Origin of the sequence: Amycolatopsis pittospori, assembly GCF_013870525.1 — a bacterium.
In the GTDB taxonomy this organism is placed as follows: Bacteria; Actinomycetota; Actinomycetes; order Mycobacteriales; family Pseudonocardiaceae; genus Amycolatopsis; species Amycolatopsis pittospori.
Map to the genome: position 1 here is coordinate 70653 of NZ_JACBXD010000030.1, position 14587 is coordinate 85239.

Genomic DNA, 14587 nt, shown 5'->3' on the forward strand with positions numbered 1-14587 from the left:
TGAGTGCCACCAATGCCGCGTTGGGGCATGGGGGAGCTGGGCGGTGGAGCGCGCGGAACGGCTGGGCGGTGGAGCGAACGCCGCGTTAGCGAGGGGTAAGTCAACCGTGTCTTGGTTCGGGCGACGTGGTGGCGTGGGCGGCGCTCTCGCGTGCTCAGAGACGGATCTCGCGGGCGCGGCGCACTTCGGGTGTTGCGAAAGCCACTTTCACAACCTTCAACGTTGCGAAAGTGGCTTTCGCAACACCCGCCGCGCGGCCGGACGCAACGACCGGCGCCGACCACGCCACCTTTGCCTTACCCGTCGATAGAACGCTCAGCGTCTCCAATGAGGCATTGGGGACACCCCGCCCGAGGCGCGGCTAGACGAGGCCGCGCGGGCGAAGGGTCACTTCGGTCGGGTGCGCGTCACCGGTGGCCGAAACGGCGGCGAGGACAGCGTTGGCGACGGATTCGGGGCGCAGGAAGCGTTCCGGCTCGTACGGGCGGCCTTCGTCGGCGATGATCGCCTGCTGCATCTCGGTGTCCGTGCGCCCGGGGTAGATCGACGTCACCCGGAGCGTCGACTCTTCCTCGCGCAGCGCGTCGGCGAACGCGCGGACCGCGAACTTGCTCGCCGCGTACGGGCCCCAGCCCGGCCTCGCGCTCTGACCGGCGCCGGAGTTGATCACGACGACATGACCCTTCGCGGCCCGTAGCGCGGGCAGCAGCTGCCGGGTCAGCGTGACGACGGCGAGCACGTTGACCTCGAAGTTCGCCCGCCAGTCGGCGTCGGTCGCGGTTTCGACGGTGCCGAGCCGCGCGACCCCGGCCGAGTGCACCAGCACGTCCAGCTCGCCGAACTCGGCGGTCGCGGCTTCGAGCGCCTCGACGTCGGTCAGGTCGACCGGCCACGCCCGCGCCCCGGGCAGTGTGCCGGCGAGTTCTCCGAGCGCGGCGGCGTCCCGGCCGCCGAGCAGCAGCCGGTGGGTCGGAGCGAGCGCGTGGGCGACGGCGGCGCCGATGCCACGGGTGGCACCGGTGACGAGAGCGAGGGGAAGATCAGCCATACCGCCACGCTAGTCACCCGCAGACGACCGGCACCGTCGCCACTCGCGGGAAGCGCACGGAACCCCGCGTGAACGACCCGATGAGGTTGTCCGCGAACCGTCCCGCGGTCAGCGGATCCCGCACCGACACGTCGATCGCCATGATCTCCGGACAGCTGAGCGCGAGCCGCGCGGCGGCGACGTCCTCGGGTTTGACCGGACCGCCCGCGGCGATCGGCAGCCGCGCCGAATTCGCCAGTTCCCAGACCGGCGGAAGCCACTTCTGGTGCCCTGTCCGGCCGTTGGGGAGCGACGTCGAATGCGCGGCGTACGGGTTCGCGAGACCGTAGCCGTCACGCAGCCGCATGTCGAGCGGGATCAGCAGGCCGAGGGCGCCCATGCTGTCCGCCGCGACGGTCACATACGGCCGGTCCGTCGGGTAGGCGTACCAGCGCCTGGTCGCGTAGTCCTGGACCAGCACCGCCGGGCCCTCCACACCGCGGATGGCGTCCAGCGTGGCGGGCATCGACGGGTAGTCGGCGTAATCCTCGGCCAGGATCGGATGTTCATGGCCGGTCGACCGCGACCAGAACGACCGCTCGTCGGTGATGCCGACGGCGCGCGGGGAGGCGGAGTACGGCGGCCGCAGCGACCCGGCGGCCACGAACGCCCAGATACCGACGGCCAGCAGAAGCGCCGTGGTCACCCTCGTCACGGGCAGCGCCAGAACGGGCAGTAGCAGGCAGAATAGCGCCGGGAGCAGCATGCGGCCGTGCATGAAATCCCCGCCCACACGGATCACGTACAGCGAGAGAAGGACCGCGCCGACGAGGGGAACCGCGGTGAGCACGGCGAAGGTTTTGTCCACAGTGGACTTGAAGGTGACGGCCGCGGCGGCGAGTATCAGCAACGGGAGCCACAGCCAGTACGGCTGGACGAGGTCGACGAAGTACGTCCAGCCTCGGCCCCAGTCCGCCTCCGAAGCTTCCTTGACCAGGGCGGTGTTCGGAGTCAACAGGCCGTAATAGCCCATCCGGAACACCTGATACGCCAAGGGGAGTACGGCCGCGACGGCCAGCAGCCTCAGGGCTCGACGTCGTCCCGGCCGAAGGAGCACGAGCAACGCGAGCAAGGCGACTCCGCTGAAGATCGCGAGATCCGGGCGCACCAACGGTCCCAGCCCGGCGACCACCGCGACCGGCCAGGTCCGCAGATCGTCCATTGTGGACGTACGCCGGACGAGAAGCCACCACGTGCCGCCCAGCCACAAGGTGATCAGACCGGTCTCCAGACCGGACGTCGCGAAGTCGCGGAACGGCGGCAGCGCGCAGACCACCAGCGCTCCGGCGGGCGCGAGGCCATGGAACGCCATCGGCTGGTAGAGCCGCCGGGCGCCGTCCAGACCGAAGAACAACCCGGCGACCGAGAAGACCAGCCCCGTGACCACGGAGATCCCTTCCAGCGGCACTCCGGGGATCAGCCCCAGGACGCTCAGGATTCCTGTCCACAAGGGACTGGTGTTGGTCTCGACCCGTTCGCCGATGTTGAACACCGGACCGTTGCCCGCGAGGATCTGGCGGACCGTCCGCAGCACGATCAGGCCGTCGTCGCTCATCCAACGGCGACGCCACGCGAGGTCGGCGTAGACCATCAGGACCAGGCCGAACCCGAACCACGTCCACGTGGACGGCCGCACGAACCAGGCACGCGAAGGCCACACGGGTGTGCTCTCGCCCGCGGTCGTACTTCTCTGCGCCATGACCCCGCCCGATTCGGTTGCGTGCGCAGGAGATCAGGTACGCGCCCCGCGAGTCAAACGGCCTTGGCGAGCAGGCAGGCCTGCGGCCACTTCCTCCCTTCCATGGTCAGCCGTGCGGCGACCTCGAAACCCGCCCGGCCGAGCAGGTCGGCGACGGCATCTGGTTGCAGCAGGTAGGCGTCATAGGAGACCGGGTGGCCGTACGCCCTGTCCGGGCTGAGGCGCTCGTCACCGACGTGGAATCCGACCAGCAGATGCCCGCCGGGCACGAGGGTCCGGCGGAACTCCGCGAACACCGCCGGAAGTTCGGCCGGGGGCAGGTGGAAGATCGACCACCAGGCGACGAGGCCGCCCAGAGCACCGTCCGGAAGGTCGAGCGCGGTCATCGAACCGACGTCGAATCGCAGGTCAGGGTACTGATGGCGGGCGATCTCGATCATCTTGGGCGACAAGTCGACACCCGAGACCGACAGCCCGAGCGAGGCCAGGTGCGCGGTGACGTGTCCCGGCCCGCAACCGACGTCAAGGACGGAGCCGCGCACCAGCTCGGCGAACGCGGCCAGCATCGAGCGGCCGATCGGCTCCTGGCCGAAGAGCCGGCCGACCCGCGTCGCGTAGTCCTCGGCGACGGTGTCGTAGGACTCTCGGGTGGCGTCGAGGTGAGTGGTCACGGTGGGCGACGCTAGCGGCACCCACCGACAAGTTCGTGGAGCCGGGACGGACGGCTCGCGTGATCGGACGGACGTCAGGCGTGATCAGACGGACGGCACGCGTGATCGGGCGGACGGCACGCGTGATCGGGCGGACGGCTCGCGTGATCGGGCGGACGGCACACCGGCCCGTCGCTACGGCTCGATCAGCCCGGCGTCCCTGGTCAGGTCCTCCGGCGCGCCCAGGTTGGTCACCGGCGTGCAGCCGGTCGCCGGGTCCGCCGCCGAATCCGTGCCGTTGTACTGCGCCGCGCCCGACCGGGTCAGCTGACGGGCGCCGATGTCGAAGCAGACCTGGTACGAGCCCCAGCGCTGGTCGAAGACGTACCGGCCGTCCGGGCCGGTCACCGTCGAGCCGACGACTGCCGCGGAAGCGTCCTTCAAAGTCACCTTCACGTCCGGGACGCCGAGTTCGTCGCGGCTCTGCAGGCCGTCCTTGTCCTTGTCCAGCCAGACGAAGTCGCCCAGCTTGCTCATCGGCGCGACGAGGCCCGCGGCGAGCGTCAGGTCCTGGCGCTTCTTGGGGCCGACCGCGGTGGTCGCGGTGCAGCCGTTCGCCGGGTCGACGTCCGAATCCTTCGCGTCGTCGCCAGCGTCCTTCTTCGTGTAGCCGTAGCCCGCGTACTCGGGCGGGAGGGCGCTGATATCGAAGCAGACCTGGTAGATGCCGTCTTTCAGCTTGGCGAAGCGGTACTTGCCGCCGGCGTCCGTGGTGAGCGTGCCCACGGCCGTGCCCGACGCGTCCTTCAGTGTCACCTTCACGCCCGCGATGCCCGCCTCACCCGCGTCCTGGAGGCCGTTCCGGTCGACGTCGTTCCAGACGAACTCGCCGATCTCGTCGATGGCGGGCGGCGGGGTGACCTTGAGGGTCGTGGTGGCGGTCTTCTTCGGCAGTTTGCCGTTGGAGACGGTCACCGTGCCGACGCGCCCGTTGTCCGCCTCGGTGACGTTCTTGTGGTCGCAGGTGAGCGTCGCGGACTTGCCGCCGTCGAGGCTCGCGATCGGCGCGGGCTTCACGTCGCAATACGGGTCGTCGACCTTGATGTCGGTGAGGTTCGCGGTGCCGTCGTTGGTCACCGTGTACCTGAAGTTCGCCGTGGTACCCGCCTCGATCGTGGCCGTGGCTCCCCAAGCGCCGCTCGCGGGATCCCGCACCTCCGCCTTCACCGCGAACGAGGCGACCTGCAGGTGGACGCAGTCCCACATGACCCAGTTGCGGTCGGTGGCGGCGAAGAACTTCACCGAGGTCGCCGACGCCGGCGCGGTCGACGGCGGGAAATCCTGGCGCCCCAGTTTCCCGTCGGTCTCGACGGCGTGCGCGACCTTGAGCTTGTTCTCCAGGACGACCTTGTTCGACGCGTTGTAGAAACGCAGTCCCGTCTCCTGGACGGCGTCCGAGCGCCGAAGATTCTCGTCGTTCGTGCCGGTCCAGTCCGTCAGCGTGTAGACGCCGCCGGGCACGAACTTCATCGGCGCGTAGGCGGTGCTGACCATCTTGTCGGGCGTCGCGATCAGGGCATATTTGCCGCCGTCCTGCTGATACCCGCCGGCCGTGGACAGCTTGGGCCGCTTGCTGTTCGGCGTCCCAGGCGGCACCGGGGCGGCCGGATTGAACGTGTAGCCGTCGGGCGGGCTGCCCTTCTCCACGCTGGGGTTCGGCGCGGCGCCGCCGGTGCAGCCGGACGGGACGACCGGCGCCTGCGCGTACGCGGGAACGATGCCCGCACCGAGCGCCAGCGCGCCTGCCGTCATCAACACCAGTGCCGTTTTCACAGGGCTGAAGCTAGTTAGGCGCCGAGCGTTCCGTAATCGCTGAACCGTGTCGACGATCGCCCCGATCAGGCAGAACCGAGAGTGATCGAGGCGCCGCCGCCGTCTTCCCACGGCGGCGGCGCCCCACCCCCCCTACTTGATGCCGATGCGGCCGACCTGGCCCCAGCGGCCCTTCTTCCACACCGACACGATCGACGGCCGCGGCTGCGAGGTGCCGCCGTCGGGCCAGTGCGATGTCGGGTTCGCGGAGCTGGCCGCGTCCTCACCCGGGTGCTGCACGGCGACGAGCACCAGGTGGTCGGTCACCACCGGGCCGCAGCATTCCGCGCCGACCGGGACCGACAGGAACTGCTTGACGTGTCCGCGTTCCGGACCGTCGACCGGCACCGAGAACAGGCCGTCGTGGGAGCCGAGCGCGTTGCCGTCGGTGGAGATCCACAGGTTCCCGTGCCGGTCGAACGCGACGTTGTCCGGGCACGAGATCGGGCTGACCTGGTCCTTCGGGAAGCCGCCGAAGTAGGTGTCCGCCGTCTTCGGGTCACCGCAGACCAGCAGGAGCCGCCAGGAGAACTTCGTCGACGCGGCGTCCCCGCCGTTCTCCTCCCACTCCAGGACGTGACCGTTGCGGTTGTTAGGCCGCGGGTTCGCCTCGTCGACGTTCGCCTTGCCGGCGGGGCCACGCTGGCTGTTGTTGGTCAGGGCGGCGTAGATCCGGCCGTTGACCGGGTTCGGCTCGATGTCCTCGGGGCGGTCCATCTTGGTCGGCTGGACCTTGTCCGCGGCCTCCCGGGTGAACACATAGACCTCTTCGGCGGTGAATCCGTCCACAAAGGACTTATTGCCGGCGGCCAACGGGATCCACTCGCCGACGCCGTCGAATTCACCGTCCGCGGGGAGCTTGCCGGAGCCGTCGATCTCACCGGCCGGGCTGTCGCCGGTGAAGCGGGCGACGTACAGGGTGCCGTCGTCGAGCAGCGCCGAGTTGTGGCGACGCGCGTGCGAGCTCTTGCCCGGCTTGTACTTGCCCTTGGAGACGAACTTGTAGATGTACTCGAAGCGCTCGTCGTCACCGGAGTAGACGGCGACGCGGCCGTCCTTGGTGATCTTGATGTTCGCGGCCTCGTGCTTGAACCGGCCGAGCGCGGTGTGCTTGACCGGCGTCGAGTTCGGATCGTTCGGGTCGATCTCGACGACCCAGCCGAACCGGTTGGCCTCGTTGGGTTCCTGCGCGAGGTCCCAGCGCTTGTCGAACCGCTCCCATTTACGGGTGCTGGCGGCGCCGGAGAAACCGTAGCGCTTCAACCGCGCGGCAGCGGCCGGCTCGGTGACGCTCGCCGCGTTGGCGAAGTACTGGTTGACGTTCTCCTCACCGGAAAGCACGGTGCCCCAAGGGGTCACGCCGCCGGCGCAGTTGTTCTGCGTGCCGAAGACCTTGCGGCCGCTCGGATCCGCGGATGTCTTGAGGTACTTCGAACCGGCGGCCGGTCCACGCACCTCGAAGGCGGTGTTCAGCGTGATGCGGCGGTTGTACCGGCTCGGCGTGACGTGCAGCGCGCCGCCGATCGGGTCGCGGAACGTCTGGACCACCGAGAGACCGTGGGCGGCCCAGGCGATCTTGGCCTGCTCCTCGGTCGGGTTCGCCGGGTCGTACTGGTCGGCCGGGAACATGTGGACCTCGGTGGTGTACTCGTGGTTCACCACCAGCAGGTTGCGGATGCCCAGCGGGTCCTGCGGGATCAGGCCGACGAAGTCGCAGTTGTAGCCGAACTGCTTCGCCTGCGCGGCCGCGGTCTGCTTGGCGAAGTCGAACTTCGGGGCGCCGAATTCGACGGCGTCGCCCCAGCGGATGACGACACGCTGTTCGTAGCCCTCGGGGATGGAGACCGCGTCGACCTTGTTCGGCGGCACCGCTTCGAAGTCGGTGCCGGGCACCGGACGTCCGGGGCGGCCGGGCTTCCCGTGACCCGCGGCGGCGACGTCGGCGGGCTCGGCCGCGGCAGCGGTACCGGACAGGGCGGCGAACCCACCGGCCGCGGCGGCCATCACGGCACTGGCCTTCAGCGCGCCGCGCCGGGAGAGCACGTTCTTGACCACGTCGCCGAAGTACTCGTTGTCCGAGGTGTTGGGCTCGGGGTGGGCGCACGCGTTGCCGCAGCGGTACTCACAGGTGACCGCGGAGCGGCCACCGGGGTGGGAGGTGATCAACGGCAGGAGCCGCTGAGGCTCGAAGGACACAAGGCCTCCATGTTCGCGGTGGGTTCACGTAATCCAGTCAGGGGAACGCCGTGACGTTAAGCGACCAAAGCGATCCCATCCCGACCAGCAGATGAACAACGCGCGAACGAGCGATGGCGCGCTGCCGGGACCGGCCGCGCGCCATCGACGAAACGTACTGCTAGAACGCTGTTTACCGACTAGGAACCGATGTCGGCCAACCCGTGACGGCCGGGTTTCCAGACGGCCACCACCGAAGGCCGGGGCTGGTTTTCGCCGCCGTCGGGCCAATGGGAGGCCGGTTTGTCGGCGTTCGCCCCGTCCACTTCACCCGGATGCTGAACACAGACTGTGACGATCTTCTCTTCGACGATCGGCCCACAGGTCTCCGCACCCCGGGGCACGGTGAGGAACAGCTTCAGCTCGCCTCGGTTACGCCCCTCCAGCGGCACCGAGTACAGGCCGTCGTTGATGCCGAGCGCACCCGCGGAGTCGGTGGAGATCCAGAGGTTGCCGTGTTTGTCGAAGGCCACGTTGTCCGGGCTGGAGATCGGCGAGACCTGGTCCTTGGGGAATCCGGCGAAATAGGTGTCCGGCGAGGCCGGATCACCGCACACCAGGAACAGCCGCCAGCTGAAGGTCAGCGCGAGCGCGTCCCCTCGGCGTTCCTCGAACTCCAGCACCTGACCGTGTTTGTTGTTCAGCCGCGGGTTGGGCTCGGTGGCGCCCTCCTTGCCCGGCTTGCCACGATCGACGTTGTTGCTCAGCGCGCAGTAGATCCGGCCGGTGCGCGGATGGGCCTGGATGTCCTCCGGGCGGTCCATCTTGGTCGCGCCCACCCGGTCGGCCGCCTCACGTGTGAACACGTAGACCTCTTCGGCGGTCATTCCGTCCACAAAGGACTTCTTGCCCGACGCCAGCGGGATCCACTCGCCGCTTCCGTCGAATTCGCCGTCACTGGGCAGTTTCCCGGTGCCGTCGATCTCGGCGACCGGGCTGTCGCCGGTGAACCGGCCGACGTAGAGCGTGCCGTCGTCGAGCAGGGTCATGTTGTGCCGCCGGGCATGGGCGCTGTCGCCCGGCTTCACGCGGCCCTTCGAGATGAACTTGTAGATGTACTCGAACCGCTCGTCGTCTCCGGAGTAGGCGACCACGCGGCCGTCCTTGGCGATGCGGATGTTCGCCGTCTCGTGCTTGAACCGGCCCAGATGCGTGTGCTTGACCGGGGTGCTGTCCGGATCGTTCGGGTCCAGCTCGATCACCCAGCCGAAGCGGTTGGCCTCGTTCGCCTCCCGGGCGATGTCCCAGCGCGCGTCGAACCGCTCCCATTTCCGGGTGGTCGCGGTGCCGTTGATGCCGTAGCGCGCGAGCCGTTTGCGCGCCACCGGATCGGTCACCGTGTCCGCGTTCCCGAAGTACTGGTTGATGTTCTCCTCACCGGACAGGATCGTGCCCCACGGCGTGACGCCGCCGGCGCAGTTGTTCATCGTGCCCAGGACGACCGTGCCGGTGGGGTCGGCGGCGGTCTTGAGCAGGTCGCTGCCCGCCGCCGGACCGGTCACCTTGAACGGGGTGTGCAGCGTGATGCGCCGGTTGTAGCGCGACATCTTCGGCCGCAGGTGCCCGGTGTCGCGTCCGCGCGACACCTGCACGACGGTCAGCCCGTGGGCCGCCCAGGCGATCTTGACCTGCTCCGCCGTCGGATTGTCCCGGTCGTACCCGCGGAACATGAACTCTTCCGACGTGTATTCGTGGTTCGTCACCAGCAGCGACGAAAGTCCCCAGCGGTCGAGCGGCAGAAGGGCGGCGAAGTCGCAGTTGTAGCCGAACTGCTTCGCCTGCGCCGCGGCGGTCTGGTTGTCGAAGTCGAACTCCGGCGCACCCGGCAGCACCGCGTCACCCCAGCGGATGACGATGCCCTGCTGGTAGCCCTCGGGGACGACGACGGCGTCGAGAGTGTTCGGCTGGACTCGCTTGTAGTCGGTACCGGGTGGGGGCTTCGGCCGTCCCCTGTCCGCCGGTTCGACGTCCGGCGCGGCGGAGGCGGGCGCGGCGAGGGCGAGCGGCGCACCGGCGGCCAGCGCGACGACGGCGCTCGCCTTCAACGCGCCACGGCGGCTCACCGCGCCGAGCACCTCGGCGAAGGTGGGGTTGTCCGAAGTGTTCGGCGCGTCGTGGAAGCACGCGTCACCACAGCGATAGGTACAGGTCACTGACGCCCGGCTTGGTGAGTGGCCGGCCAGCAACGGAAGGAACTTCACGCGGACCTCCGGTCAGGCAGTTCGGGAGGTCGACGCTAAGGCACCGGACCAACGAGAGGAAACCCCTCGTTGGTCCGGTGTTCACCTTTTGTTCGAATTACATCTCTTCGCCGACGAGGACCGCTTCGGCCGGAATCGTGTGCGGGTCGGCGGTCTTTTCGCGAATCGTCAGCAGGGCTCCGGCGAGCACGCACAGGATCGCGGCGATCACGAACGGCGCCTGCTCGGCGCCGAACCACTCGGCCAGGTGACCGACGAGGGTCGCGGCGACCGCGCCGCCGAGCCAGCGGCAGAAGTTGTACCCGGCGCTCGCGACCGGACGTGGGGCGCCGCTGATCGACATCGCCGTCCCGGTGAAGAGCGTGTTCAGCAGACCGGAGACCAGCCCCGACAGGATGATGCCGACGACCAGGACCGGCTTGCTCGGGATCGCCATGATCAGCAGCAGGACGGCGTAGCCGAAGACGGCGACGACGGTCGCGTGCCGTTCACCGAGCTTCGCGGCGAGTTTGGGCGCCAGCACCACCCCCGCGACGGCGACCGAAAGTCCCCAGCCGCAGAAGATCAGGCCGACGGCGACGGCGCTCCACTCCAGTACGAACGGCGACCAGGCCAGGACCACGAAGAACGCGGCCGTGTAGAGCGCGGAACCGATCGAGGTGCGCAGCAGCCCGCCGTGCTTGAGCGCGCGGAACGGGTCGAGCAGGCGGATCTTCGGCCGCTGTTCCTTGGCGTCGGCGGTCAGGAAGATCGAGCACAGCACCAGGCCGCACAGCATCAGCAGCGAAGTGCCGAGGAAAGGGCCGCGCCAGGAGATGCTGCCCAGCAGGGCGCCGAGCAGCGGGCCGACCGCGAGACCGACGCCGAGCGCGGCCTCGTAGAGCAGGATCGCGCCCGCCTGGCCGCCGGTCGCGGCGCCGACGATGACCGAAAGCGCGGTCGCGATGAAGAAGGCGTTGCCCAGGCCCCAGATCGCGCGCAGCCCGATGAGCTGCTCGATCGATCCGGACGCGGCGCACAGCGCGGTGGCGACGACGACCAGCGTCAGCCCGACGACCACGGTCCGCTTGGCCCCGAACCGGGCACTCATCGCTCCGGTCACCAGCATCGCGATCGCCTGGACGCCGAGATAGGAGGAGAACAGCAGCGTCACCTCGGACGGCGTCGCGTGCAGGCCCTCGGCGATCGACAGCAGGATCGGATCGACCAGCCCGATGCCCATGAACGCGATGACCGCGGCGAACGCGGTGATCCATACCTGTTTCGGCTGTCCTTTGATGGCGTCCAACAGGCTCGAGTGGGACTCAGCGCTCATCGCGGATCAGTTCCTCCTTCTTGTCTTCCTGAATTTCCTGCCGCAGCGACTTGGCGAGGGCGGGCAGCGCGGCCTCGATGGCGGCGCGATCGGCGGGGTTCGGCCGTCGGCTGACCAGGCCGAGCCGTTCGAGACGGCGGACGACGTCGGCATCCGGAGGACCAGCGGGCGGAGCCGATGCGCGAGGTCGGCGACTTTCGTGGTCACTTAGCCATGCTAACTAAAATTACTGAGCATGGCTAAGTAATATGCCGCACAGCTCGCCCCGGCCTAGGGTTGAGGCTGTGGAAGCGGTGATCTTCGATCTCGATGGTGTCCTGGTCGACTCGGAAACGATGTGGGACGAGGTCCGGCGCGCGGTCGTCGACGAGTTCCACGGCACCTGGCGCGCTGAGGCGACCAGGGCGATGCAGGGGATGAGCACCCCGGAATGGGCGGCCTACCTGGCGCACGACCTCGGCGTCCGGCTGCGCCCGGCCGACGTCGCGGAGGTGGTGATCGACCGGATGGCACGCCGGTACGCGGCGAAACCGCCGATCATCCCCGGCGGCCCGGACGTCGTCCGCGAGGTCGCGAAGCACTGGCCGGTGGCGATCGCGAGCTCCTCGCCGCCGCTGCTGATCAAGGCGTTCCTGGACATCACCCGGCTACCGGTGCCGACGGCGGTTTCGTCGGAGCAGGTCGGCGCCGGAAAGCCGGCGCCCGACGTCTACTTGCGGGCGGCGGAGCTGCTGGGCGCGGAACCGAAGAACTGCGCGGCCGTCGAGGACACGACGAACGGCCTTCGCGCGGCGCTGGCCGCGGGGATGACGGTGTACGCGGTGCCGAATCCGCATTTCCCGCCGGATCCGGCGGTGCTGGCGCAGACGACGGTGGTGGAGACGATCACGGATCTGCCGGCGGCACTTCAGACGCCGAAGGACTGACCCGCGCTACCTCACCGATGCAATGAACGGCCCGTTACTTGCAAAATTTGCAAGTAACGGGCCGTTCATAGCGCGCTAGGGGCAGGGGTTCACGCCTCGCCGGCGATGAACTTTTCGACCTCGTCGCGCGCGGTGGAGTCGTCGTACTGCTCCGGCGGCGACTTCATGAAGTAGGACGAAGCCGAGAGGATCGGGCCGCCGATGCCGCGGTCCTTCGCGATCTTCGCGGCGCGGACGGCGTCGATGATGATGCCCGCCGAGTTCGGCGAGTCCCACACCTCGAGTTTGTACTCCAGGTTCAGCGGCACGTCGCCGAAGGCGCGGCCTTCGAGCCGGACGTAGGCCCACTTGCGGTCGTCGAGCCACTGCACGTAGTCCGACGGTCCGATGTGGACGTTGCCCTTGCCGAGCTCGCGGTCGACCTGCGAAGTGACCGACTGGGTCTTCGAGATCTTCTTCGACTCGAGCCGCTCGAGCTCCTTCATGTTCAGGAAGTCCATGTTCCCGCCCACGTTGAGCTGCATGGTCCGGTCGAGCTGGACACCCCGGTCTTCGAACAGCTTCGCCAGCACGCGGTGCGTGATGGTGGCGCCGACCTGGGACTTGATGTCGTCGCCGACGATCGGGACGCCCGCCGCGCGGAACTTCTCGGCCCACTCGGGGTCGGAGGCGATGAACACCGGCAGCGCGTTGACGAACGCCACACCGGCGTCGATGCACGCCTGCGCGTAGAACTTGTCGGCCTCTTCGGAGCCCACCGGCAGGTAGGAGACGAGCACGTCGACCTCGGCCTCGCGGAGGGCGGCGACGACGTCGACCGGAGCCGCGTCGGACTCTTCGATGGTCTCGCGGTAGAAGCGGCCGAGACCGTCGTAGGTGTGACCGCGCTGCACGGTGACGCCCAGCGGCGGCACGTCGGCGATCTTGATGGTGTTGTTCTCGCTGGCGAAGATCGCCTCGGACAGGTCGCGGTCGACCTTCTTGGCGTCCACGTCGAACGCGGCGACGAACTCGATGTCGCGGACGTGGTACTCGCCGAACACGACGTGCATCAAACCGGGCACGCGGGTGCTGGGATCTGCGTCGCGGTAGTACTGAACGCCCTGGACCAACGAGGCCGCACAGTTGCCGACGCCCACGATGGCCACCCGAACGCGGCGGTTCTCGCCCATGCCGGTTTCTCCTTCATTCGTCCAACAGTTGTAGGTAGTGCTCAGCGGGCACGGAGAGCGCCTCAGGTCTCCGGTCCGCGCTGCTCGGCCTGTTCGTGCGCGATCAGCTCGTTGAGCCAGCGCACCTCCCGCTCACTGGACTCCAGCCCGAGCCGGTGCAGCTCACGGGTGTAGCGGTCGATCTTCTCCTCGGCCCGCGCCATTGCCGTCCGAAGTCCTTCCCGGCGTTCCTCGACCCGACGACGGCGACCTTCCAGGATTCGCATCCTGACGTCGGCCGGTGTCCTCGAAAAGAACGCCAAGTGGACGCCGAAGCCTTCGTCGTCCCACGTCTGCGGGCCGGCGTCGCCGAGTAGTTCGGCGAAGCGCTCCTTGCCCTCGGCGGTGAGCTTGTACACGCGTTTGCCCCGGCGTGCCCACGCCCGGTCTTCCACCTCTTCGAGCTCCTCGACGAGGTAACCGGCGCGAAGCAGCCGACGCAACGTCGGGTACAGCGAGCCGTACGAGAACGTCCGGAACATCCCAAGCGTCTCGTGCAAACGTTTGCGCAGCACGTAACCGTGCATGGGGGTTTCGTGCAGCAGCCCCAAGATCGCGAGCTCCAGCACACCGCACCCCCTTCCGGGAACAAACCGCGACCGGTCGCGTTGGCCAACGAGACCGGCTCGGTCAACCTACCGGCCGACTATATCGCGCCGATACATCGAAGTGGTGTAACTAACCCCGATCGCGTAGCCGGAACCGGACGAAATTCATCGGAGAGTTATCGAATCGTCGGCGTGTCCGGATGCGCGGGCACCCTCCCGCCGAGAACGGGGCGTGGACCACACAGCAAGAGCCCGTACTCTGTTGGCGTGCGAAACCAGCGGCAGGTAGTGGACTACGCCTTACAGCGGCGCGCGCTGCTCAAGGGCGTCCACTCCGGACGGGTCGGCACATACGACGTCTGCGACGCGGGTCCGTACCTCCTGCGGGCCGCCAAATTCCACGGACGACCAGGTGAGCAGGACTGCCCGGTCTGTCACCGGGAGGAACTGACCCTGGTGTCGTGGGTCTACGGCGACGAGCTCAAGCACGTCGCCGGGTCCGCCAAGACACCGGACGAGCTGATACGGATGGACGGGCTCTTCGCGGAGTTCACCGTCTACGAGGTCGAGGTCTGCCGGAGCTGTCACTGGAACCACCTGGTGCGCTCCTACGTCCTCGGTACCGGAGATCCAGGAAGCACCCGGCCACGGACCCGGCCACGAAGGACGGCGGGTCAGTGACAGGTATCGAAAACGCAGTTGAGCACAGAGCGGCGTGCCCCGAAGCGCCGGTCTGGGAGGCCCATTCGTGAACGACGATCGCAACCGCTCCTGGCCCGGCCAGGAGCCTGATGCACCTCGCCGTGCCCAATGGCCGGGTGAAGAGGACGGACCCGGCTGGCC

Annotated in this window: 11 protein-coding genes; 2 read left to right on the forward strand and 9 right to left on the reverse strand. The window is 68.4% G+C overall.

Annotated features, from left to right (window positions below; translation table 11 throughout):
- Window positions 1-361 precede the first annotated feature (361 nt).
- The 7 genes from H5J31_RS18930 to H5J31_RS18960 form a co-directional block, all read right to left on the reverse strand.
- Window positions 362-1048: an SDR family oxidoreductase gene (locus tag H5J31_RS18930; RefSeq protein ID WP_181773922.1), complete on the reverse strand. Its 687-nt coding sequence runs from the start codon at window positions 1046-1048 to the stop codon at window positions 362-364.
- Window positions 1049-1061: 13 nt separating this feature from the next.
- The gene (locus H5J31_RS18935; protein ID WP_181773923.1) at window positions 1062-2786 is read right to left on the reverse strand and encodes a hypothetical protein; all 1725 of its coding nucleotides are present in this window, start codon (window positions 2784-2786) and stop codon (window positions 1062-1064) included.
- A gap of 53 nt (window positions 2787-2839) precedes the next feature.
- Window positions 2840-3457, reverse strand: a complete 618-nt coding sequence (locus H5J31_RS18940; RefSeq protein WP_181773924.1) for a class I SAM-dependent DNA methyltransferase — start codon at window positions 3455-3457, stop codon at window positions 2840-2842.
- 174 nt (window positions 3458-3631) lie between these two features.
- Window positions 3632-5248, reverse strand: coding sequence for a DUF7850 domain-containing protein (locus H5J31_RS18945; RefSeq protein WP_181773936.1), 1617 nt, complete (start codon window positions 5246-5248; stop codon window positions 3632-3634).
- Between the two features lie 153 nt (window positions 5249-5401).
- On the reverse strand, window positions 5402-7504 hold the full coding sequence (locus tag H5J31_RS18950) for a PhoX family protein (RefSeq protein ID WP_181773925.1): 2103 nt from the start codon (window positions 7502-7504) through the stop codon (window positions 5402-5404).
- 179 nt (window positions 7505-7683) lie between these two features.
- Complete coding sequence (locus H5J31_RS18955) at window positions 7684-9744, reverse strand: PhoX family protein (RefSeq protein ID WP_181773926.1); 2061 nt, start codon at window positions 9742-9744, stop codon at window positions 7684-7686.
- Window positions 9745-9841: 97 nt separating this feature from the next.
- Window positions 9842-11059 carry an MFS transporter gene (locus H5J31_RS18960; RefSeq protein WP_181773927.1) on the reverse strand — a complete coding sequence of 406 codons (1218 nt, stop codon included), beginning with the start codon at window positions 11057-11059 and terminating at the stop codon, window positions 9842-9844.
- A gap of 284 nt (window positions 11060-11343) precedes the next feature.
- On the opposite strand from H5J31_RS18960, the gene H5J31_RS18965 reads away from it, so the two are divergent.
- On the forward strand, window positions 11344-11985 hold the full coding sequence (locus tag H5J31_RS18965) for an HAD family hydrolase (protein WP_181773928.1): 642 nt from the start codon (window positions 11344-11346) through the stop codon (window positions 11983-11985).
- Between the two features lie 89 nt (window positions 11986-12074).
- Here the strand turns inward: H5J31_RS18965 and H5J31_RS18970 are convergent, their stop codons facing one another.
- The gene (locus tag H5J31_RS18970) at window positions 12075-13157 is read right to left on the reverse strand and encodes an inositol-3-phosphate synthase (protein WP_181773929.1); all 1083 of its coding nucleotides are present in this window, start codon (window positions 13155-13157) and stop codon (window positions 12075-12077) included.
- A 62-nt stretch (window positions 13158-13219) separates the two neighbouring features.
- On the reverse strand, window positions 13220-13765 hold the full coding sequence (locus H5J31_RS18975) for a PadR family transcriptional regulator (RefSeq protein WP_005168208.1): 546 nt from the start codon (window positions 13763-13765) through the stop codon (window positions 13220-13222).
- A gap of 246 nt (window positions 13766-14011) precedes the next feature.
- On the opposite strand from H5J31_RS18975, the gene H5J31_RS18980 reads away from it, so the two are divergent.
- Entirely contained in the window at window positions 14012-14425 is a 414-nt protein-coding gene (locus tag H5J31_RS18980; RefSeq protein WP_181773930.1) for a DUF5318 domain-containing protein, read from the forward strand.
- Window positions 14426-14587: the final 162 nt, after the last annotated feature.

Coding starts and splice junctions, on each gene's coding strand:
- H5J31_RS18930 (WP_181773922.1), bottom strand. CDS start 1,048: ATGGCTGATCTTCCCCTCGCTCTCGTCACCGGTGCCACCCGTGGCATC.
- H5J31_RS18935 (WP_181773923.1), bottom strand. CDS start 2,786: ATGGCGCAGAGAAGTACGACCGCGGGCGAGAGCACACCCGTGTGGCCT.
- H5J31_RS18945 (WP_181773936.1), bottom strand. CDS start 5,248: ATGACGGCAGGCGCGCTGGCGCTCGGTGCGGGCATCGTTCCCGCGTAC.
- H5J31_RS18960 (WP_181773927.1), bottom strand. CDS start 11,059: ATGAGCGCTGAGTCCCACTCGAGCCTGTTGGACGCCATCAAAGGACAG.
- H5J31_RS18970 (WP_181773929.1), bottom strand. CDS start 13,157: ATGGGCGAGAACCGCCGCGTTCGGGTGGCCATCGTGGGCGTCGGCAAC.